We start from the raw sequence: 21,654 nt of genomic DNA, 5'->3' as shown, positions 1-21,654 counted from the left end.
CGGCCTCACTGATGAAAAGTGTACCGGTCCTTGCCGGTATGCTTTGACTCGTACAACGCTTCATCGGCGTTGATCAGGGCCTGATTGAGGGTGTCGCCATCTTCGACCCGGGCCAGACCAATGCTGATGGTCACCGGGTGCCGGGTCGGTTGCTCACGCACCACCCGGCACAATTCCCCGGCCAGCGCCTCGACATCCTCGCGGCGCACACCGGCCAGATAGATCGCAAACTCCTCACCGCCCAATCGTGCGTATTCGAAGCGTGACATCACGGTTTTGATGTCCGCCGCGATGCGCTAGAGGACCTCATCGCCGATGTCGTGGCCGTACACATCATTCACTTTCTTGAAGTTGTCGATGTCGATCATCGCCAGGTAATGGTCATGCTCGCGCGGCACGGCTTGCAGGGTTTTTCCGGCGCGGGTCATGAACGAGCGGCGGTTGGGGATTTCGGTAAGCGTGTCGTTGTAGGCTTGATCCAACAGCAGTTTGGACATGATGTAGTTGTAGAGCTTGGCCTCGCGCAGCTTCAAAAACGTATAGATCGTCAACCCGCAGAGAAACACGGCGTACGCGATGGTCATCACGCCTTTGAGTTCGAACAGCCCGACTTCGGTACCAAAAAACGGATTGAGCACCAGCCAGATTACCCCTTGCGAGGTGTAGAACGACCAGCGGCTGATGGGCAGAACCGAGATGCTGTAGAGCATGCTCGAGGCGCCCAGTACCAGCCACGCGGGTTGAAAGCTCGCGGGCAGGCCGTCGATCAGCAGTCGCACGCCAAGGGTCATGGCAACGACGAACAGGATGTTCAGGATATCGAAATGGGCGGCTTTACGCGTGAACAGCAGAATGACCGCCTGAATCGAAAATACCGTCAAAAACACCATTGATCGCCAGGTAAAACCCTGGCCTCCAAGGAAACTGACGATCAGATCGAAGACAATCCAGACACTGATGCTTGCCAGATAAATCAGCAGGCAGAATGTGTGCAGCCGCTCGAATTCATGCTGGATGAACTCGCTCCACAGCTCGGCAGGCGCGGTCTTCTTCAGGACTTCGTCTTCAATGGTTTTGTACATTGCTGCCCGGATGCCTGCGTTGGTTATCGAGGATTACCGAGCCCCACGGCCGATAGCGCAGGGAAAACACCGCGTTCTGATGGCAGCCGGTCGAGGTCGCATCCGGGTTGGCCGGTTCGGCACGGAAGGGCTCGCCCTCGCGGCTGACCTGTCGGAAGGCCTCGCGCACGATACCCACGGAGCAGGGCAGTGCACTGGCATAACCATTGCGCACCATCGGTGACAAACGACCGGTGCCCGCGCCGTCCTGCCACCAGACCTGCGCGCCGGCTGCTGTCAATTCGCCCAGCCATTGGCCGTTGACCGCCGGGGCCAGCTTGCCGGCACTGAAGGCGCTGACATGCAGTGGCGCATCCAGCTTCGCGGCGAAGTCCTTCAACTGACGCTCAAGCGTGGCCCGTCGATCTGCCGCCAGAAAGTGCAGGTCGTCCAGTTCCAGCGGCAGATACCAGCCGCTGACCGGCAGCTTCCAGTCCTGGCGCAGTTTCTGCTGCTGGGCCAGCGATTGCCCCAGTTGCGCCTGCCAGTAGGCGCCGAGGCCGGCGCTGTCCAGTTCATCGATGCGCTTGTAGTAGGCCGGGTCCATCGCCAGACCGAGCACCAGTTGCAGACCTTGTCGCTGAGCGAGTTTCAGGCTGTTGGCGAGCCAGCCATTGGCACCGCCGAAGTCCGAGTCGCCATAGGCCGTCCACTGCACGATCACGGTACGCGTGCCTTGTTTCGCGGTGTCTTGCCAGACTTTCTGCCACTGCGCCTGGGTCAGGCCGGCATCGACATTCAGCGGCTGGTAGAACACTCGCTCATCAGCCTTGGCGACAGTGGCGCTCATCAGCAGGCACAAACACAACATCCATCGAGCCATCAGAAATTCCACTCCACGCCCAGCAGCACACCGTTGCCGCCTTCATACAGATTGCCGCCCAGCGACTGTTGATATTCGGTGCGAACCGTCAGTTTCGAACGGTAGGCGTTGTAGCGATCCTCGTCGTACCACCATTGCCAGCGCAGACCGACACCGGTGCGCAGGTCCTGGCGCCAGTCGTTGCTCGGGTCCTGGCTGGCAAACTCGAGGAAGCCGTAAGGCATGATCGTCTGGGCTCCGCTGAACGGCAGTTTCCAGGCGTGACCTTGCTGGAATCGCGACAGCCACTGGTGATCGCCGGCCTTGGTCCACCACGCGGCGTCGAGGTAGAGAAAGCGCTCGTCCCATTCGTTCTCGTCGACCCGCCAGTCGTTGCGGTACTTGCCCTGATCAAGGAACGAGGCGGTGGTGCGCAGCAGGTAGTCGGTGCTGGTGCGGCCGAAGCGATCGTAGTCGTGACCCTGATCCCAGACTTTCACCGGGCTGAGCAACTGTCCCAGGCGCATGCCGCCGCTGCCATCGTCGCTGACCCCGGTTTGCTTGTAGATTTCGGCATACAGGTTGACGTTGGCCGTGCCCCACGGCTTGTAGCGCAGGCCGACGCCGGTAGCGAAGGTTTCGCCATAGCTGGAGCGACCTTGGCCGCCGAACAGCATCCGGCCATAAACCGACAGCGTACTGCCGGCCCGACTCGGTTCTTCACCCAGCGCGTGATCCCACTTCGCGACCTGAACATTCTGTGAGCGGGTCACCCGCTTGCTGCCTTCGCTGTCATCCTGACGCAGAAAGTCGTTGGTTGAGACCCCGGCCGGTGACCAAGTGCTGGCAACGGTAAAACTGTCACGCCGGGACAAGGTTTCATGGGCACGGCGCTGGCGATAACGGCGGGCTTCCATGCTGCCGTCTTCGTCATCGGCGGCCACCGGGTTCTGCTCCAGGTCGATCACCCGACGCAGTTCCTTGCGCGCGGAGGCGCTGTCTTCGACTTCGTCGTAGCGCCAGGCCAGGGTTTCGCCGAGACGGTAATCCTCGGGGAAATCACGGGTGGCCTGTTGCAAGTACGGGATCGCTGTGGCGCGTTCTTCGCGGGTTTCGGCGCCGGCCAGACGCATGCCGTAGTCGGCGCGATAGCGTGGGTTGTTCGGCTCGCGGCGTACCGCTTCGGCCAGCCATGCAGTGCTTTGCGGCAGGTCCCCGGCCTTTTGCGCGGTGACCGACGCGGCGTAGAAGTGCCCGGCATCCGGTGCCTGCTGCAGGGCCTGACGCTGGCGTTGCAGTGCCTGGGCGTGATCACCCCGTGCGTCGGCGATGGCTGCGCCGAGGGCCCATTCATTGGCACCGCGAGTGGCGCTCTGTTGCCAGTAGGTTTCCGCGGTCTGGCTATCGCCGACATTCAGCGCGCTGCGACTGGCCGTCAGACGCGCGTTGTCGCTGAGTTCGGCGGTCGGGAAGCCGCGCCAGATGGCCAGCGCACCGGCAGAATCACCGGCCGCTTCCAGGGCATAGGCCAGCGGCAGACGACTGCCGCGATCGCCGAGTTTTTCAGCCTGCTGGTAATAGACGACGGCCTCACCCGGGCGATCAGGCATGGCGCAGCGACCGAGCGCGCGGTAATCGCCAGCCGCTTGCGGGTGACTGCCGATGGCTTGCTGCACGGCATCGCACTGGCCGGTCTCCGCGAGTTGTGCGAGCAGTTGGCCGCGCGTGGCACCGTCTACCCGGTTGAGCAGGAGCGTCATGCGCCGCTGTTGCTCTGGTGTCGTTGATGGCGCAGCGGCATACAAACCGGCCAGACGCTGCAATGCCGTCGCCGGCAGACGACCGCCATGACGATCGAACGCGGATTCCAGCAATTGTTGAGCATGTGCGCGATCACCGGCATTTACCGCCAGATAGGTGGCCTGATTGAGCGAGGACAGGTTGTCGGTTTGCCGGTAGTGCAGTTCCCACAGGGTCTCCGCTTCGATCATCCGTCCCATGCGCTGCGTCAGTTCCGCACGGCGCTTGACGATATCGGGCGTCTGTTTCTGACCGGCCAGCCATGCGTTGACCTCGGCGCTGCGACCTTGCTCCTGCCAAATGTCGAGCACCTGCGTTTGCCGTCGGCTGTCCCAAGGCTCCGGCAGACGAGTGCTTTGCAATAGATCCGTGGCTTGCAGGCGCTGGGCGAGTACCAGCCAGGTCTGAGGATCGTCCGTCGGTGTACAGCTGCGCAGTTGCTTGAGCGCCGCTTCCGGATCCTGCCGCGACAGCCATTCGGCGGTTTCCAGGCAAGGCCGTTGCAGATCGTTGCTCAGGCGCTGCACGGTGGGCACGTCTTCGGTCTTGCGCGCCAGTTCCCACAGTCGCTGACGCTGCGCCGGATCGGCGAGGTCGCTGGCCGGCAGTGACTGCATCCAGCGTTGGGCCTGCTGCTCGTGGCCCATGGCGATGGCGCGGTCGACCATCGCCAGGCGAATGTTGCGCGCGGCCTCGGGTCTCGGCGCCTGTTGCAGCAGTTGCTGCAGCGGCTTTTCATCGAGGCGTTGCACATACGCGTTGGCCAGCCGTTGCCAGCCTTCGGCGTCCAGTTGTTTGCGTGCGGCCAGCGGCGCCAGTTGGTCGATGGTGCCGCTCCAGTCGCGCAGTTGCTCCGACCAGTTGGCGCGGGCCAGGCGCAGGATGTTGTCATCGCCCTTGGGCGCCAGTTGCGCCAGCCAGTCATGGGCCTTGGCCGCGCCGCCGAACTTGGCCAGGCTCAGGCTGTAGGCCTGCCACAGACGTACACGGTCATTAAGGCTGCTGGTGGCCATCCAGTCTTCAACTTGAGAGCTGGTCGGCGGATCCTGTTCGATCCAGGTCAGGCGCAGGTCGAGGAGAGCGTCGCTGTTGTCCGGCAATGCTTGCAGCGCTTCCTTGTAACGACGTTGCTTGGCCAGGGATTCCACCAGCAGTGCTCGGGCCTCATCGTTTTTTGGGACCTTTTCCAGCAAGTGGCGCATCAGTCGTTCGACTTCTTTCCAGTTGCCCTTTTTCGCCTCGCGATAGCTGCGGTCCATGTAGGGGTAGCTGCGGAACTGTTCAAAGTCACTCAGCGGTGCCGCTTGCAGCGGATAAACGGTGCTCAAGCCCAGCAGCAGGCTGCCCATCAACAGGGTGTGACGATGCACAGGCTTCATGCAACCTCCCGGACAATGCGGTAGGCGGCTTGCTGTTCGCTGGACTGATCGGCCAGGGCCTGCTCCAGTACTTCCTGGGTGATCATCCCCCGGGAAATCAAATGCTCGCCGAGTGACATGTTCTCGGCATCGAAGTCGATCAGCGCCTGATTGAACAGGGTTGGCGGCACCATGCCGCGCACCTGCAACAGATTGCCCAGCAGCACCTGATGGCGGCTGACCCGTTCCAGCAAGGCTTCATCGTCCTGATGGCGCTCAAGCACTTCGAGCATATGACGCACTTCCTCATTCTGGCGGGGGCTGGCGTACCAGTAACGAATCCCCAATGTGACGCGGCCCTGAGGTGCGAGACGGCTGCGCACCGGACGTTTCAATTGACGGCTGATGGCGCCCAGCGAGACCTGGCTGACCGGGCCTTCGGAGGCCAGAATCAGGGTGTCGCCTTCTTCGGCCACCGGCAAAATGCCGTAGTGGGAGGCGACCCGACGCGGTACGGCATCGATCAGGCGTTTGTCGAGCTTGAACGGATTGAGCGGCGCCCATTCAAGATCAAGCTGCTCGGCGAGTGTTTGAACCAGTTGAGTGCTGTCGATGTACTCACGCAGCAACAGTTCGCGACCCAGTCGACGGCGCACGGGGCTGGTGATCGCCGCTTCCAGTTGTTCCTCGGTAAGCAAACCTTTTTCCACCAGTCGATGGCCGAGCGGAGTACGTTGCGCCTTGGTCAGCGCCGGGAATTCGTGAGTGGTCTTGTCCCAGGCCACGCGTCGTGAATCGCCCATTTCCATTACTTGGCGCAGGGCACGCAGGTTGGCGAAGAAGTTGACGAAGTTGCTCCACATCATGCGCGGCGCTGACAATAGACCTTCAACCAATCCGTAGTAACGAGTGACGAACCAGCCGCGCTGGAACAGGCGATTGAGCAGCATCAGGCCGTTGAGCCACAGCAGCACCGAGAGCAGCGAGCTGTCGGCGAGAATCGAGGGATAGCGCCATGAGTCCGGGGAAATGATCGTCACCGCCCACATCGCCAGCAGCACCAGGAACAGCAGGTTCACCAGAAAGCTCAGCAGGTAGGCGATCAGCCCGCGACGATCGCGCCACAGGAAGTAGTTGAGCAGACCCTTGCGGCTCCAGCCGAGGTTCTTGGTGCCCTGGAACACGATGCCGACAATCCACCGCGATTTCTGCCGGATTGCGTGTTGCAAGTCACGTGGGAAGTGTTCCCGGACGCAGATCACCTGGGAAAATTCGCGGTTCATGCCGAACACCCAGGGTTGCTCCAGCGCCAGTTTCGGATCGCTGACCGAATAACGGGCGAAGATGCATTTCATGCCTTTCTGCTTGAGGCGGAAACCGATGTCGTAGTCCTCGGTGAGACTCTGTACATCGAAGGCAATGCCATCGCCGTCTTCCAGCAGGGCGCTGATGGCTTTACGGCTGAAGCAAGTGCCAACCCCGGCGCTGGGCACCTGGCCGGTGAGGGCTTCGCGGACGATAACGTCCTTGCCGTGGTTTTCCGCGAACTCATCGACGTAGTGCCCGGCGGTGAAGCCTTTCCACTCCGGCGCGTAGGGGTAGACCGGAATCTGGATCAGGTCCTTGTTCGGCAACAGATAGTTGTAGAGGCGCAATTCCATCGGCGAAATCACGTCTTCGGCGTCGTGCAGGATGAACCCGGCGAACTGGATTTTTGCTTCGCTCTCGAAGCGCAGGATTGCGTCGATGATGTTGTTCAGGCAGTCGGCCTTGCTGGTCGGGCCGGGTCGGGCGCAAACCACTTTGTGCACGTTGGGGTAGTGCTGGCAAACCGCGTCGACATCAGCCTGGGTTTCGGCGTCGTTGGGGTAGGTGCCGACGAAAATCTGATAGTTCTCGTAGTCGATGGTCGAGGCGGCCAGACGCGCCATTTCACCGACCACGCCGACCTCGTTCCACGCCGGCACCATGATTGCCAGCGGCTTCTCGGGAATCGAATACAGGCGTTCCTCGTCGGCGCGCTTGAATTTCTCGTAGATCCGCCAGCGCCGGATGAACTTGCGGCCCCAGTACACAAGATCGATGAACAGGTCATCGAGCCCGAGGATGAACATCAGCAGGGCGAGGGCAATCGCCACATATTTGAGACCGAACAGCACATACGCGAAGAAATCGACCCAACCCAGACTCATACCCCTTTACCCGCCGCCGAGCGTGCGCTCAGCCAGGCGTGGAGGCGGGTGGCGATCAGTTCGCTGGCGTGACCGTCGCCATAGGGGAAGTGCACGCGGCTCATGCGCGCGTAGGTGTCCGGGTCGTCCAGCAGTTGTCGGGCTTCCTTGACGATGCGCGCCTTGTCGGTGCCGACCAGCAGCATGGTGCCGCTCTCGAGCACCGAAGGGCGTTCGGTTACGTCGCGCAGCACCAGCAGTGGTTTGCCGATGGCCGGGGCTTCCTCCTGGACGCCGCCGGAGTCGGTCAGGATGAAGTGCGCGCGGCCCATCAGCCAGACGAAATTCGGATAGTCCTGCGGTGGCACCAGATAGATGTTCGGTTTGTCGGCCAGCATGCCGTACACCACCTCCTGCACCAGCGGATTGAGGTGCACCGGATAAACGAATTGCACGTCCGGGTATTGCTCGGCCAATTCGGCCAGGGCCTGGCAGATATTGCGGAAACCGTCGCCGAGATTTTCCCGTCGATGACTGGTGACCAGAATCATCCGGCGCTGGTCATCAATCGCCGCCAGAGGCGAATCGGCAGGCGGATGCCAATCGATTTCCTGCTGATGCTTGCGCATCCACAACAAGGCATCGATCACGGTGTTGCCGGTGATTTCAATGTTGTCTTCAGGTACGCCTTCGCGCAGCAGATTGGCGGCGGACTTGGAGGTCGGCGGGAAATGCAGGTCGGTAATCACGCCGGTCAGGCGTCGATTCGCTTCCTCGGGCCAGGGCGCGCGCAGGTTGCCGGTACGCAGGCCTGCCTCGACGTGACCGATGGGCAACTGGCGATTGAAGGCGGCGAGGGCGGCGATGAAGCTGGTCGTGGTGTCGCCGTGCACCAGGACGATGTCCGGTTTGACCCGCTCGTAGGCCTGATCGAGCTGGGCGAGCAGATGTTGCGACAGACCGTTCAGGGTCTGGCCCTGGGTCATGACTTGCAGGTCTTCGTCGACCGTCAGTTCGAACGCATCCAGCACCTGGGTGAGCATCTCGCGATGCTGGCCGGTCGAGCAGATGTTGAGTGTGATGTCGGGCCACTGACGCAGAACCCGGGCCAGCGGGGCCATTTTGATGGCCTCCGGGCGAGTACCGAAAACCATCATGACATTAAAGGACATTGACCCCTCCTGGGACGAAGCAAGGCCGCGACCAGAGGGCCGGCAGCACTCATCTCTTTCTGAGAAATAAAGAAAAGCAGCCGGATGGGAGCTTGTCCAATCCGGCTTCGAGGCTAGTTGTTACAGATCAATTGGAACGACGGTGCCATTATCTGATGGCTCTTAGGTGGCACTTTCAGGAAAAGTTCCAGCGTTTTGCGCGGGGGATGGTGCAGAGGGTGCTGAGGGTGTGGCGAAGCCAGTTCAGGTCATGGCTCGGTTTGCGCGGGGCAGCGCAGTGTCTGGTTTTGCCGAGGTGTTGGGTGAAGTTTTGCAGGAGGGATTCTTCCGTACCGATGCCTTTCAGTATTTTTGATAAGGGCTGCCCCTGAATCGATCACCCGTGCACCGACTGGGAACCTGCTACCCGCATTGTTGTAGCCAACGGTAGCGCACGCTCCGCTCTCTCACTGTTTCTCTATTTTTCCTATTTACGTATCTCTTTGATTCCTGACAATTTTCGAACGGGTGCAGATTCCCCGCGAATCCTGTGGCACACTTTCTGCTGTCTATTCCGTAGTAACAAACCGTGTTCCGGTATAGCGGAATAAACAATCCTTTGGAGTGCTTGCCATGCATCGCCGACCTTCCTTGTTCAAAGCGTGTGTTTTTGTTCTCGCGGCTTCGTCCGCTGTCATGGGCATGGCCCAGGCGGCCGACAGCAAGCTCGACAGCGTCCTGGCTCGTGGAAAGCTGATTGTGGGCACCGGCAGCACCAATGCGCCGTGGCACTTCCAGGGCGCGGACGGCAAGTTGCAGGGCTTTGATATCGACATCGCGCGAATTGTGGCCAAAGGTCTGTTCAATGACCCAAGCAAGGTCGAGTTCGTGGTGCAGTCGTCCGATGCACGGATTCCCAACCTGCTGACCGACAAGGTCGACATGAGCTGCCAGTTCATCACCGTCACCGCCAGCCGTGCACAGCAAGTGGCGTTCACCCTGCCGTACTACCGCGAAGGCGTCGGCCTGCTGCTGCCGAACAACAGCAAGTACAAGGAAATCGAAGACCTGCAGGCCGGTGGTGATGGCGTGACCGTAGCCGTATTGCAGAACGTGTACGCCGAGGAGCTGGTGCATCAGGCGCTGCCCAAGGCCAAGGTCGATCAGTACGACAGCGTCGATCTGATGTATCAGGCGGTGAATTCCGGTCGTGCCGATGCCGCCGCCACCGACCAGTCTTCGGTCAAATATCTGATGGTGCAGAACCCTGGCCGCTATCGCAGCCCGACGTACGCCTGGAGCCCGCAGACCTACGCCTGCGCCGTCAAACGTGGCGATCAGGACTGGCTGAACTTCGTCAACACCGCCCTGCACGAAGCCATGACCGGCGTGGAGTTCCCGACCTACGCAGCATCGTTCAAGCAATGGTTCGGCGTCGATCTGCCATCGCCTGCAATCGGTTTCCCTGTCGAATTCAAATGATCCCGTGAGAGTGGGGCGCCCTGATGCGCCCCGCTCAAGGTACTGCCGACCATGAACTATCAGTTGAACTTTGCCGCCGTGTGGCGCGACTTCGACACCTTGCTGGCGGGGCTCGGTCTGGGTCTTGAACTGGCGCTGGTGTCGATCGCCATCGGCTGCGTGATCGGCCTGCTGATGGCGTTTGCCTTGCTGTCCAGGCATCGCGCCTTGCGGGTGCTGGCATCGGTGTATGTGACGGTGATCCGTAACACGCCGATTCTGGTGTTGATTCTGTTGATCTACTTTGCGTTGCCGAGCCTGGGGATCCGGCTGGACAAGATCCCGTCGTTCATCATCACGCTGTCGCTGTATGCCGGGGCGTACCTGACCGAAGTGTTCCGCGGCGGTTTGTTGAGCATCCCCAAGGGTCAGCGCGAAGCGGGGCTGGCGATTGGTCTCGGTGAGTGGCAGGTGAAGGCCTACGTCACCGTGCCGGTGATGTTGCGCAACGTGTTGCCGGCGCTGTCGAACAACTTCATTTCGCTGTTCAAGGACACCTCGCTGGCCGCCGCGATCTCGGTGCCGGAGCTGACCTATTACGCGCGCAAGATCAACGTCGAAAGCTACCGGGTGATCGAAACCTGGCTGGTGACCACGGCGTTGTATGTCGCGGCCTGTTACCTCATTGCCATGCTGCTGCGTTACCTCGAGCAGCGTCTGGCAATCCGCCGATAGGAGGCTGCGATGTACGAATCCCCCAGTTGGTTGCATGAGTTGTGGATTGCCCGCGAAGCCTTGTGGCAAGGCTTTCTGACCAGCGTGCAGGTGTCGGCGCTGGCGATTCTGTTCGGCACGGTCATCGGCGTATTCGCCGGGCTGGTGCTGACCTACGGCAAGTTCTGGATGCGCGCGCCGTTCCGCTTTTATGTCGACCTGATTCGCGGCACCCCGGTGTTCGTGCTGGTGCTGGCGTGCTTCTACATGGCGCCGGCGCTCGGTTGGCAGATCAGTGCGTTTCAGGCCGGCGCACTCGGGCTGACGCTGTTCTGCGGCTCGCATGTCGCCGAGATCGTGCGCGGCGCATTGCAGGCATTGCCACGCGGGCAGATGGAAGCCGGCAAGGCCATCGGCCTGACGTTCTATCAGTCCCTCGGCTACGTGCTGTTGCCTCAGGCGCTGCGGCAGATCCTGCCGACCTGGGTCAATTCGTCCACGGAAATCGTCAAGGCCTCGACCTTGCTGTCGGTGATCGGCGTGGCCGAGCTGTTGCTCAGCACCCAGCAGATCATCGCCCGGACGTTCATGACCCTGGAGTTTTACCTGTTCGCCGGTTTTCTGTTCTTCGTCATCAACTACGGCATCGAATTACTCGGCCGGCACATTGAAAAGCGGGTGGCCCTGCCATGACTCAAGCTCAAGTTTCCAACGTCCAGAACGGTCAGCCCCTGCTGGACATCCGTGGCCTGCACAAACAATACGGCGCGGTCGAAGTGCTCAAAGGCGTCGACCTGAGCATGCAGCGCGGCAACGTGGTGACCCTCATCGGTTCCAGCGGCTCAGGAAAGACCACGCTGCTGCGTTGCGTGAACATGCTGGAGGAATTCCAGGGCGGGCAGATCCTGCTCGACGGCGAATCCATCGGCTATGACGAACTCAACGGCAAGCGCGTGCGCCACCCGGAAAAAGTCATTGCCCGTCATCGTGCGATGACCGGCATGGCGTTCCAGCAATTCAATCTGTTCCCGCATCTCACCGCGTTGCAGAACGTCACGCTCGGCTTGCTGAAAGTCAAAAAGATGCACAAGGACGAAGCCGTGGTCCTGGCCGAGAAATGGCTGGAGCGGGTCGGCCTGCTGGAACGGCGCAATCACTTTCCCGGTCAGTTGTCCGGCGGTCAGCAGCAGCGCGTGGCGATCGCCCGGGCGATTGCGATGAACCCGAGCCTGATGCTGTTCGACGAAGTCACCTCGGCCCTCGACCCGGAACTGGTCGGCGAAGTGCTGAACGTGATCAAGGGCCTGGCCGAGGACGGCATGACCATGTTGCTGGTGACCCACGAAATGCGTTTTGCCTTCGAGGTCTCGGACAAGATCGTTTTCATGAATCAGGGGCGCATCGAAGAGCAGGGGCCTCCCAAGGAACTGTTCGAGCGTCCTCAATCGCCGCGGCTGGCGGAATTTCTCAAAAGCACGCGGTTCTGACTTTTCACTTTTTCAATCAGGAGAAACACCCATGAGCATTACTCGTTACGGCACCGGCAGCACCGCCGCTGGCGGCCAGCCTCGTCCATTCGCCCGCGCCGTTGAAGCCGATGGCTGGCTGCACGTTTCCGGGCAGGTGCCGGCGGTGGATGGCGAGATCATTGTGGGCGGCATCGTCGAGCAGACGCACCAGACCATGAAGAACCTGATCGCGATTCTCGAAGAGGCCGGTTATGGCCTGGAAGACGTGGTACGCGCCGGCGTGTGGCTGGACGATCCACGGGATTTCACCAGTTTCAACAAGGTCTTCGGCGAGTACTTCAAGCCCGAACACGCACCGGCCCGGGCCTGTGTGCAGGCGAGCATGATGGTCGACTGCAAGGTCGAGATCGACTGCATTGCGTACAAGAAGAAGGCCTGAGTATCGACCGCTCCCGCGCAGAGCGTGGGAGCGATCTTTCGCGATAAACTCCCGGCACTTTGAATGGGAACCACTGAAATGACCGAAGACACCATCAAGCGCCGGGCACGCGGTCTGGACCGGGCGTTCGATATCCTCGATTTCCTCAAGGAAATCGGCCAGCCATTGCGTCCGAACGACATCGCCAACGGCATCGGCAGCCCGAAATCCACGGTCTACGAACTGGTGGCCTCGTTGCTCGAACGGCGGATTCTGGAGCCGGTGGGCAAGGACGGTCACGTCTATCTCGGTCGTCAGCTGTATTTCCTCGGCCAGGCGCATCTGCGTCACTTCGACCTCAGTCGCGAGGCCGATCACGCCTTGCAGGAGATCGTCAGCCAGACCCGGGAAACCGCGCAGATGTGCCTGCTCAACGGGCGCAAATACACGGTGGCGCTGATGAAGGAGGGCGAGCGGCATTTTCGCATTTCTTCCGATATCGGCGAAAACGCACCGATCCCTTGGACCGCCTCCGGGCGCCTGCTGCTGGCGCACTTGAGCGACCAGCAGATCAGCGACCTGATCGACCCTGACGACTTCATCCTGCCGGGTGGCGAACGCCTGCCGATGGAGACGTTTCTGGCGGAAATCCGTCAGGCCGGCATCGACGGTTTCTTCTCCTTCGACAGTGTCGCCGACACCTTCACCCATTGCTTCGCCGCCCCGGTCAAAGACCCTCAAGGCGTGGCCATCTGCACCCTGTGCATCGTCGCCCCGCGCGCCGATGCCAAGACCAATTACAACGACTATCGCCGGGTCTTGATCGAGAGCGCCAACAGCCTCGCCCGGCGAATCAACGAATAACCGCGCTTGCCTGCGGGCGCGACTGTGAGGAGTTCGACCATGACGACTGCCAACAACACTGCTGCCGTGGAAAAGGGCGATGCCGCCCTCGGCGCGCAACTGGTGCGTGACATCAGCCTGCCGGCGCTGGTGCTGCACCGCGAAGCGCTGGAGCACAACATCCGCTGGATGCAGAAATTCGTCAGCGACAGCGGCGCCGAACTCGCGCCCCACGGCAAGACCAGCATGACCCCGGCGCTGTTTCGTCGTCAGCTCGACGCCGGCGCGTGGGGCATCACCCTGGCCAGCGCCACCCAGACCCGCGCTGCTTATGCCCACGGCTTGCGCCGGGTGTTGATGGCCAACCAACTGGTCGGCACGCCGAACATGGCGCTGATTGCCGATCTGTTGGCGGCCGATTCCGGCTTCGATTTCTACTGCATGGTCGATCACCCGGACAACGTCGCCGATCTGGGTGCCTATTTCGCATCGCGCGGTGTGCGTCTGAACGTGATGATCGAGTGCGGCGTGGTCGGCGGCCGTTGCGGTTGCCGCAGCGAGCAGGAAGTCATCGAACTGGCCAAGGCCATCGGCGCGCAACCGGCGCTGGCCCTGACCGGCATCGAAGGTTACGAAGGCGTGATCCATGGCGATCACGCCGTGACCGGCATCCGTGAATTCGCCGCCTCGCTGGTGCGTCTGGCGGTGCAGTTGCAGGATAGCGGCGCGTTCGCCATCGCCAAGCCGATCATCACCGCGTCGGGTTCGGCGTGGTACGACCTGATCGCCGAATCGTTCGAAGCGCAGAACGCTGGCGGGCGTTTCCTCAGCGTGCTGCGTCCCGGCAGTTACGTGGCTCACGACCATGGCATCTATAAAGAGGCGCAGTGCTGCGTGCTCGACCGTCGCAGCGATCTGCACGAAGGCCTGCGCCCGGCGCTGGAAGTCTGGGCGCACGTGCAGTCGCTGCCGGAGCCGGGGTTTGCCGTGATTGCCCTGGGCAAGCGTGACGTGGCGTTCGATGCCGGGATGCCGGTGCCGTTGCTGCGTTACAAGGCCGGTGTGCTGCCGGCGGTGGGCGACGATGTCGGCGCCTGCAAAGTGACGGCGGTGATGGACCAGCACGCGTTCATGACGGTGGCGCCAGGTGTGGAGTTGCGCGTGGGCGACATCATTTCCTTTGGCACTTCGCACCCGTGCCTGACCTTCGACAAGTGGCGCGTGGGCCTGCTGGTTGACGAGCAGTTGTCGGTGATCGAAACCATGGAAACCTGCTTCTGATGAACACGCTCAGTCCATTGGGTCCGAACACCCCGCGCATCGCCCTGATCGGCGAATGCATGATCGAACTCCAGCAACGTGCCGATGGCAGCCTGCAACAGAGCTTCGGCGGTGACACGCTGAACACGGCGGTCTACCTGTGCCGCGCCATGGGCGACAAGGCGCAGGTCGATTACGTCACGGCGCTGGGTGATGACAGCTTCAGTGACGCGATGTGCCGCATTTGGGCCGACGAAGGCATTGGTCTGGATCTGGTCCAGCGCTTGCCTGGTCGTTTGCCGGGGCTGTATTGCATCCAGACCGATGCTGCCGGGGAGCGCCGCTTCCTTTACTGGCGCAACGAAGCCGCCGTACGCGACTGCTTCACCACGCCGGCGGCCGCACCGATTCTGGCGGCGCTGCCGGATTACGATGTGCTGTATTTCAGCGGTATCACGCTGGCAGTGCTCGGTGCGCAGGGGCGGGAAAAACTGATCGAGACCTTGATCGAAGCCCGTCAGCGTGACGCGCGAATCGTGTTCGACAACAACTACCGCCCACGCCTGTGGGCTTCAGTGGAGGAGGCGCGGACCGCTTATCGCAGCGTGTTGCCTCATGTCGATCTGGCGTTGCTGACGGTTGACGACGAGCAGGCGCTGTTCCATTTCGAAGACTGTGATGCGGTGTTTGAAGCGTACGCGCAGATCGGCACGCCGGAAGTGGTGCTCAAGCGCGGCGCTGAAGCTTGTCTGATCCGTTGCGACGGGGAAGCGTTTGAGGTGCCGGCGCAGAAGGTCGAAAAGGTGGTGGACACCACGGCGGCGGGGGATTCGTTCAGTGCGGCGTATCTGGCGAGTCGCTTGTCCGGCGCAAGCCCGGCGCAGGCGGCGGAGGCGGGACATCGTTTGGCCAGTCAGGTCATTCAAGTGCCAGGGGCGTTGATCCCCAAGGATTGATGCCGATCCCTGAAGGCGTTGGCGAAAGCCGCGCCTTCAGGGCACTGGATCAGTCGCGGTAAAACACCTGCACCAGGTGATAGCCGAACTTGCTCTTGATCGGCCCGTGCACCGTGCGCAGCGGTTTCTTGAAGATCACCGCATCGATCGCACCGACCATCTGTCCCGGCCGCACTTCACCCAGATCGCCGCCGCGCTTGCCGGACGGGCAGGTGGAAAATTTCTTCGCCAGCACATCGAACGCTTCACCGTTGGCGATGCGTTGCTTGAGTTTTTCAGCCTCTTCGGCGGTCTTCACCAGAATGTGGCGGGCTTGGGCTTTCATCGTGCAATACCTGTAGCGGGGTGACGGCGGGGCGCGGATTATGCCTCAAGTCACGGGTTTTGGCTGATCATCGTGCGGATCTTGCCGGCCAGTTGCTCGATGGAAAACGGTTTGGCGACCATGTCCATGCCGTCTTCGAGAAAGCCCTGGCGCTCGGCGGCTTTCTGCGCGTAACCGGTCATGAACAACACTTTGAGCCCCGGACGATGCTGGCGGGCGATCTCCGCCATTTGCCGGCCGTTCATGCCCGGCAGGCCGACATCGGTTACCAGCAGGTCCACCCGCAGGTCGGATTCCAGTAGCGGCAAGGCTCCCTTGGCGTCTTCGGCTTCATGGGCGCGATAACCCAGCTCCTTGAGCAGGTCCATGACCAGCATGCGCACCGCCGGATCGTCCTCGACCACCACCACGGTTTCGCCGGTTGCCACGGCGGGAGCCTCGGTGACCGTTTCGATGACCGGCCGCTCCGGTTCCAGTGCATACAAACGCGGCAAGTACAGGCGCACGCAGGTGCCTTGACCCGGCAGGCTGTCGAGGCTGACGTGTCCGCCGGATTGCTGGGCAAAGCCGTAAATCATCGACAACCCGAGCCCGGTGCCCTGGCCGATCGGCTTGGTGGTGAAGAACGGATCGAACGCTTTCGAACGTACCGAAGGCGTCATGCCGGTGCCGTTGTCGCTCACCGCCAGCATCAGATAATCCCCGGCCTTGACCGGTTCGAGGGTGGTGATGTCGTTGCCGTCGAGGTAGACGTTGGCCGTTTCGATCAGCAGCTCACCACCGTCGGGCATGGCGTCGCGGGCGTTGATCACCAGGTTGAGCAGGGCGTTTTCCAGTTGACTGACATCGGTGCTGACCGCCCATACGCTGTCGGCCAGGCGCAACTTAAGCTCTATCGGATCACCCTTGGTGCGGCGGATCAGGTCTTCCAGCGAGTGGATCAGCTCGTTGACGTCGATAGTCTTGCGATCCAGCGACTGACGCCGGGAGAACGCCAACAGTCGGTGGGTCAGTGCCGCCGCGCGGTTGGCCGAAGACACCGCCGCGTCGGTGAACCGGCCGATCTCATCGGCGCGACCACTGGCGATGTAGCGCTGCATCAGGTCGAGGCTGCCGATGATGCCGGTCAGCATGTTGTTGAAGTCGTGGGCGATGCCGCCAGTGAGCTGGCCGACCGCTTCCATTTTCTGCGCGTGGCGCAGGGCGTCTTCGGCGCGCTCGCGTTCGAACATCTCGTTCTGCAAACGCTGGTTGGCCTGGGCCAGTTGTTCGGTGCGCGCACTGACACGTTCCTCAAGGGTTTCATTGAGGTTGCGCAGGGCTTCTTCAGTCTTTTTGCGTTCGGTCTCGTCGATGACGAAGATGTAGAAACCGTTCACCGCACCGTCCGCGCCGTGGCGCGGCAGGTAGTTCATCAAGGCATGCCGCTGGCTGCCGTCGCGGTGCGGCGTGTACAGGCTGAACGAGCAAGGGCGGCCGGCGAGGGCTTCGGCGATGTACGGCGCCCGCAGGAAATAGGCCTCTTCGCCGATCACCTCACGGATCGTGCGACCGTACAGCTCTTGAGGCGTGAGCCCGTACCAGTCGAGGTACGCGGCGTTGTTCAGGCGAAAGCGTTCTTCGTGGTCGACATAGCTGATCAGGATCGGCATGGCGTTGATGATCAGTTGCAGCTCGGTCTGGCTTTGGCGCAATGCCTGTTCGGTGTGCTTGCGCTCGGTCAGATCCAGCGCGGCGCCGATAAAACGCATCGGCCGGCCATGATGATCCTTGTAGCAGCGCCCGCGCGCGAACACCCAGCGCAGCTCGCCATTGGCTTGCAGCAGGCGGTATTCCTCGGCGTATTCGGTGCCGTGGGTGATGCAGTGCTTGATGCTGCGGGCAATCATCGCGCGGTCTTCGGGGTGCACGCCTTGCAGGTATTCGCTGATCGGCAACTGACCGGCCAGCGCCGGATCGACACCGTGCAACTGGGCGAAATGCGCGTCGGCGATGAAGCGGTCTTCGCCGATGTCCCAATCCCAGGTGCCGACCGCATCGGTGGCCGCCAACGCCAGTTGCAGACGTTCTTCACTTTCGCGCTGGGCCTTGAGGCTGTCTTCGGAGCGCTGCTGCAGTTCCAAAGCGATGCGCCGGCGTTCGTTGGTTTCGATGGCGGTGACCAGAATGCCGGCGACTTGCGCGCTTTCATCGCGGATCGGGCTGTAAGTCAGATCCAGCCAGAAGTCGGAATCCTGGCCGTCCCGTTGCAGGGTAAAGCGCCGTTCGCTGTAGGTTCGCACCTGGCCTTGTAGGACGGCGCTGTAAATTGGGTCGGTAAAGTCTCGAAGTTCCGGCCATATCTGGTGCGCCGGTTGTCCGAAAGCGTGCGGATGCTTGCTCCCGGCGAGCAGTGCGAAGCCGTCGTTGTAGATCTGGGTCAGGTGCGGGCCCCACAACAGCAGCATCGGCATCGGCGAGTGAATCACGATGTCCACCGCGGTGCGCAGGCTCTGTGGCCAGGTGCCGGAGGCGCCCAGCGGGCTGCGGCTCCAGTCGGTGCGGGCAATCAATGCCTGGGCGTCGTTGGTGTTCGGTACAGCGTTCATCACATCAATCCTGGGCGTCGGTCGGTGAGGCGGCGTCTACTATCCTAGTGCGGTAGACGCTGTAAGGCCCGTCGCGTCACGACGCACGGTCTTAAGTTCATTGAAAGCTTCGCAGGTGCTTTTGGCCATGGAAATCGATGCATTGCTCAAACAACTGGCGAGCCGCCACGGTTCGGATCTGTTCCTGTCCACGGGCGCGCCGCCCAGTGCGCGGTTCGACGGGGTGCTGACGCCCTTGAGCGATCAGCCGTTCAAACCCGGCGAAGTGGCGACTGTCGCTGCCTCCCTGATGGACGCCGAGCAGCGCCGGGAGTTCGACCGGGATCTGGAAATGAACCTGGCGATTTCCCGCACGGGCATCGGCCGCTTCCGGGTCAATATCTTCAAACAGCGCAACGACGTGTCGATCGTGATCCGTAACGTCAAACTCGACATTCCTCGATTCGAAGACCTGAAACTGCCGTCGGTATTGCTCGAATCGGTGATGCTCAAGCAAGGCCTGATCCTGTTCGTCGGCGCCACCGACTCGGGTAAATCCACGTCGCTGGCGGCACTGATCGATCATCGCAATCGCCACAGCAGCGGGCACATCATCACCATTGAAGACCCGGTGGAATACATCCATCGCCATAAGAAATCGATCATCAACCAGCGAGAAGTCGGAGTCGATACCCGCAGCTTTCACGCCGCGCTGAAAAACACCCTGCGCCAGGCCCCGGACGTGGTGCTGATCGGCGAAATCCGTGATCGCGAGACCATGGAACATGCGCTGGCCTTCGCCGAAACCGGGCATCTGGTGCTGTCGACATTGCACGCCAATAACGCCAATCAGGCACTGGACCGGATCATCAATTTCTTTCCCGAAGAGCGCCGGCCGCAATTGCTGCATGCCTTGGGCAATCACCTCAAGGCGTTCGTCTCCCAGCGTCTGGTGCGAACCCGGGACGGTCAGCGCCGGGCCGCCGCCGAGGTGATGCTCGGTACGCCGACGATTGCCGACCTGATCCGGCGCAATGACTTTGGCGAGCTGAAAACCATCATGGAAAAATCGGCGGAACTGGGCATGCAGACCTTTGACGCTGCACTGTTCGCGCTGGTAGCAGAAGGGGTGATCGATGAAGACGAGGCACTGAAAAATGCTGATTCGGTCAACAACCTGCGCCTGCGTCTGAAGCTGCACGCCGACACCATGCCGTCCCCACCGCCCTCGACCGGCGAGTGGGGACTGATGGACTGACAGGCTTCAGTCGCGAAGTTCGACCCGATTGCGGAACTGCTCCAGCGCTTCAGGATTAGCCAGCGCATCGGTGTTTTTCACCGGTTCACCGTGCACCACATTGCGCACAGCCAGCTCCACCACTTTGCCGCTGATGGTGCGCGGAATGTCGGTGACCGCGACGATCTTCGCCGGCACATGGCGCGGTGTGGTGTTGGCACGGATCGCCTGGCGAATCTGCTGTTGCAGTGCGTCATCCAGCGCTACGCCGTCCTTGAGGCGCACGAACAGCACCACTCGCACGTCGTCCTGCCACTGTTGGCCGATGGCGACGCTGTCCAGCACTTGCGGGACTTTCTCCACCTGCCGGTAGATTTCAGCCGTACCGATGCGCACGCCCCCGGGGTTGAGCACGGCGTCGGAGCGGCCGTGGATCAGCATCCCGCCATGAGGCAGCTGTTCGGCGTAGTCACCCTGGGCCCAGACGCCGGGGAACTGGCTGAAATAGGATTTGCGCAGTTTTTCGCCGTCCGGATCGTTCCAGAGTCCGATGGGCATCGCCGGGAATGGTCGAGTGCACACCAATTCACCTTTTTCGCCGATCACCGGTTGCCCGGCGTCATTCCACACTTCCACCGCCATGGCCAGGCTCTTGCCCATGATCTCACCCCGGCGGACCGCCGACATCGGGTTGCCGTTGACGAAGCAGGACACGATGTCCGTACCGCCGGACATCGAGGACAGGCAGATGTCAGGTTTGAAGTCGCGATAGACGAAGTCATAACTCTGCGGCGACAGCGCGGAGCCGGTGCAAAGCAGGGTTTTCAGGTGACTCAAGTCGTAGCTTTCGCGCGGTTTGATGCCGCTGCTTTCCAGGGTCGCGAGGAATTTCGGGCTGGTGCCGAACACGCTGACCTGCTCGTCGTCGAGCAGCTCCAGCAATCGCTCGTTGTCCGGATAAAACGGTGAGCCGTCATACAGCACCACCGCGCTGCCGACCGCCAGTGCCGAGACCAGCCAGTTCCACATCATCCAGCCGCAAGTGGTGTAGTAGAACAACCGGTCGCCGGGGCCCAGGTCGACATGCAGCCCGTGTTCCTTGGCGTGTTGCAGCAACACGCCGCCGGTGCTGTGAACGATGCACTTCGGCACGCCGGTGGTGCCGCTGGAATACAGCACGTACAACGGATGATCGAACGGCACCGGGACGAATTGCGGCTCATCGCCCGGCTCATAGAAGTCGCCCCACAGCGTGACGTTGGCGGGCGTCCGGTAATCGGTGACTTGGGCGTGGGGGCGCGCATAAGGGACGATGATCAGCTGTTGCAGAGACGGCAGCTGTTCGAGGATTTCGTTGATCTTGACGGTCTGGTCGATCTCTTTGCCGGCGTAACGGTAACCGGCGCAGGTGATGAGTACTTTCGGTTCGATCTGGCCGAAGCGGTCGATCACGCCGTGGGTGCCGAAGTCCGGCGATGAGCACGACCAGATAGCCCCGAGACTGGTGGTCGCGAGCATTGCCACCAGGGTTTGCCAGGTGTTGGGCATGCAGGCCGCGACCCGGTCGCCGACCACGACGCCGGCCGCTTGCAGACTGGCCTGGAACCCGGCGACTTGCTGGGCCAGTTCGGCCCAGGTCAGCAGTTCACGCTGGCCGTTTTCCGCGATAGCGATCACGGCGATGGCATCGTCGCGGCGACTCAGCAGGTGTTCGGCAAAATTCAGGGTGGCGCCGGGAAACCACTCGGCGCCCGGCATTTTCAGGCCGCCACGCAGAACGGCGTCCGGTTGGGTGTGAAAACTGATGCCGAAGAAATCCACGATCGCCTGCCAGAACGCTTCGCGCTGGTCGATGGACCATTGATGCAGGGCCGGGTAGTCGTCGAGCTTCAGGTGGTGACGCTGATTGATGAAGCGCCGAAAGCCGTCCATGCGGGACCGGGCAATGCGTTGGGCATCGGGCTGCCAGAGAATGTCGGACATGGTTTGCCTCTTATTGTT

16 protein-coding genes and 1 pseudogene are annotated in these 21,654 nt (G+C 61.6%); 9 read left to right on the top strand and 8 right to left on the bottom strand.

Annotation, left to right across the window (positions count from 1 at the left end; translation table 11 throughout):
• Nucleotides 1–5 precede the first annotated feature (5 nt).
• From AC0R79_RS17345 to wecB, 5 genes and pseudogenes are all read right to left on the bottom strand, one after another.
• A pseudogene (locus AC0R79_RS17345) lies at nt 6–1,082 on the bottom strand (GGDEF domain-containing protein).
• The gene (locus AC0R79_RS17340) at nt 1,066–1,944 is read right to left on the bottom strand and encodes a DUF4434 family protein (protein ID WP_375747250.1); all 879 of its coding nucleotides are present in this window, start codon (nt 1,942–1,944) and stop codon (nt 1,066–1,068) included. The pseudogene AC0R79_RS17345 and the gene AC0R79_RS17340 overlap by 17 nt, the downstream one beginning before the upstream one ends.
• Entirely contained in the window at nt 1,944–5,102 is a 3,159-nt protein-coding gene (locus AC0R79_RS17335; protein WP_474730855.1) for an NfrA family protein, read from the bottom strand. The genes AC0R79_RS17340 and AC0R79_RS17335 overlap by 1 nt, the downstream gene beginning before the upstream one ends.
• Nucleotides 5,099–7,273, bottom strand: coding sequence for a cyclic di-3',5'-guanylate-activated glycosyltransferase NfrB (gene nfrB, locus AC0R79_RS17330; protein ID WP_474730854.1), 2,175 nt, complete (start codon nt 7,271–7,273; stop codon nt 5,099–5,101). The genes AC0R79_RS17335 and nfrB overlap by 4 nt, the downstream gene beginning before the upstream one ends.
• Nucleotides 7,270–8,424, bottom strand: a complete 1,155-nt coding sequence (wecB, locus tag AC0R79_RS17325; protein ID WP_127798312.1) for a non-hydrolyzing UDP-N-acetylglucosamine 2-epimerase — start codon at nt 8,422–8,424, stop codon at nt 7,270–7,272. The genes nfrB and wecB overlap by 4 nt, the downstream gene beginning before the upstream one ends.
• 612 nt (nt 8,425–9,036) lie before the next feature.
• Between wecB and AC0R79_RS17320 the strand changes: the two genes are divergently transcribed.
• The 8 genes from AC0R79_RS17320 to AC0R79_RS17285 all read left to right on the top strand — a co-directional run bounded on the left by AC0R79_RS17320 (nt 9,037) and on the right by AC0R79_RS17285 (nt 15,524).
• Nucleotides 9,037–9,885 carry a transporter substrate-binding domain-containing protein gene (locus AC0R79_RS17320; RefSeq protein WP_085603277.1) on the top strand — a complete coding sequence of 283 codons (849 nt, stop codon included), beginning with the start codon at nt 9,037–9,039 and terminating at the stop codon, nt 9,883–9,885.
• Nucleotides 9,886–9,936: 51 nt separating this feature from the next.
• The gene (locus AC0R79_RS17315; protein ID WP_474730850.1) at nt 9,937–10,599 is read left to right on the top strand and encodes an amino acid ABC transporter permease; all 663 of its coding nucleotides are present in this window, start codon (nt 9,937–9,939) and stop codon (nt 10,597–10,599) included.
• Nucleotides 10,600–10,608: 9 nt separating this feature from the next.
• The gene (locus AC0R79_RS17310) at nt 10,609–11,271 is read left to right on the top strand and encodes an amino acid ABC transporter permease (protein WP_007960241.1); all 663 of its coding nucleotides are present in this window, start codon (nt 10,609–10,611) and stop codon (nt 11,269–11,271) included.
• Nucleotides 11,268–12,065, top strand: a complete 798-nt coding sequence (locus AC0R79_RS17305) for an amino acid ABC transporter ATP-binding protein (RefSeq protein ID WP_007960239.1) — start codon at nt 11,268–11,270, stop codon at nt 12,063–12,065. Before AC0R79_RS17310 ends, AC0R79_RS17305 begins: the two co-directional genes overlap by 4 nt.
• A gap of 31 nt (nt 12,066–12,096) precedes the next feature.
• Entirely contained in the window at nt 12,097–12,486 is a 390-nt protein-coding gene (locus tag AC0R79_RS17300; RefSeq protein ID WP_039768794.1) for a RidA family protein, read from the top strand.
• 78 nt (nt 12,487–12,564) lie between these two features.
• On the top strand, nt 12,565–13,329 hold the full coding sequence (locus AC0R79_RS17295; RefSeq protein ID WP_085745508.1) for an IclR family transcriptional regulator: 765 nt from the start codon (nt 12,565–12,567) through the stop codon (nt 13,327–13,329).
• A 39-nt stretch (nt 13,330–13,368) separates the two neighbouring features.
• Nucleotides 13,369–14,589 (top strand): amino acid deaminase, encoded by a 1,221-nt coding sequence (locus AC0R79_RS17290; protein WP_474730845.1) that lies wholly within the window; start codon nt 13,369–13,371, stop codon nt 14,587–14,589.
• Nucleotides 14,589–15,524 carry a sugar kinase gene (locus AC0R79_RS17285; protein ID WP_474730840.1) on the top strand — a complete coding sequence of 312 codons (936 nt, stop codon included), beginning with the start codon at nt 14,589–14,591 and terminating at the stop codon, nt 15,522–15,524. The genes AC0R79_RS17290 and AC0R79_RS17285 overlap by 1 nt, the downstream gene beginning before the upstream one ends.
• A gap of 49 nt (nt 15,525–15,573) precedes the next feature.
• Here AC0R79_RS17285 and AC0R79_RS17280 read toward each other — a convergent pair whose 3' ends face one another.
• Both AC0R79_RS17280 and AC0R79_RS17275 read right to left on the bottom strand, forming a co-directional pair.
• Nucleotides 15,574–15,849: a peptidylprolyl isomerase gene (locus tag AC0R79_RS17280; protein ID WP_007952044.1), complete on the bottom strand. Its 276-nt coding sequence runs from the start codon at nt 15,847–15,849 to the stop codon at nt 15,574–15,576.
• A 50-nt stretch (nt 15,850–15,899) separates the two neighbouring features.
• Nucleotides 15,900–18,437, bottom strand: coding sequence for a PAS domain-containing hybrid sensor histidine kinase/response regulator (locus tag AC0R79_RS17275; RefSeq protein WP_474730834.1), 2,538 nt, complete (start codon nt 18,435–18,437; stop codon nt 15,900–15,902).
• Between the two features lie 127 nt (nt 18,438–18,564).
• Between AC0R79_RS17275 and AC0R79_RS17270 the strand changes: the two genes are divergently transcribed.
• Nucleotides 18,565–19,674, top strand: coding sequence for a PilT/PilU family type 4a pilus ATPase (locus tag AC0R79_RS17270; RefSeq protein WP_433897875.1), 1,110 nt, complete (start codon nt 18,565–18,567; stop codon nt 19,672–19,674).
• 6 nt (nt 19,675–19,680) lie between these two features.
• On the opposite strand, the gene AC0R79_RS17265 is transcribed toward AC0R79_RS17270, so the two are convergent.
• The gene (locus AC0R79_RS17265; protein WP_474730830.1) at nt 19,681–21,636 is read right to left on the bottom strand and encodes an acetoacetate--CoA ligase; all 1,956 of its coding nucleotides are present in this window, start codon (nt 21,634–21,636) and stop codon (nt 19,681–19,683) included.
• Between the last annotated feature and the right edge of the window lie 18 nt (nt 21,637–21,654).

It is taken from the genome of Pseudomonas sp. HD57-3, assembly GCF_056113135.1.
The sequence above is the reverse complement of the archived record's forward strand: the minus strand, read 5'-3'. Positions and strand labels throughout refer to the sequence as shown.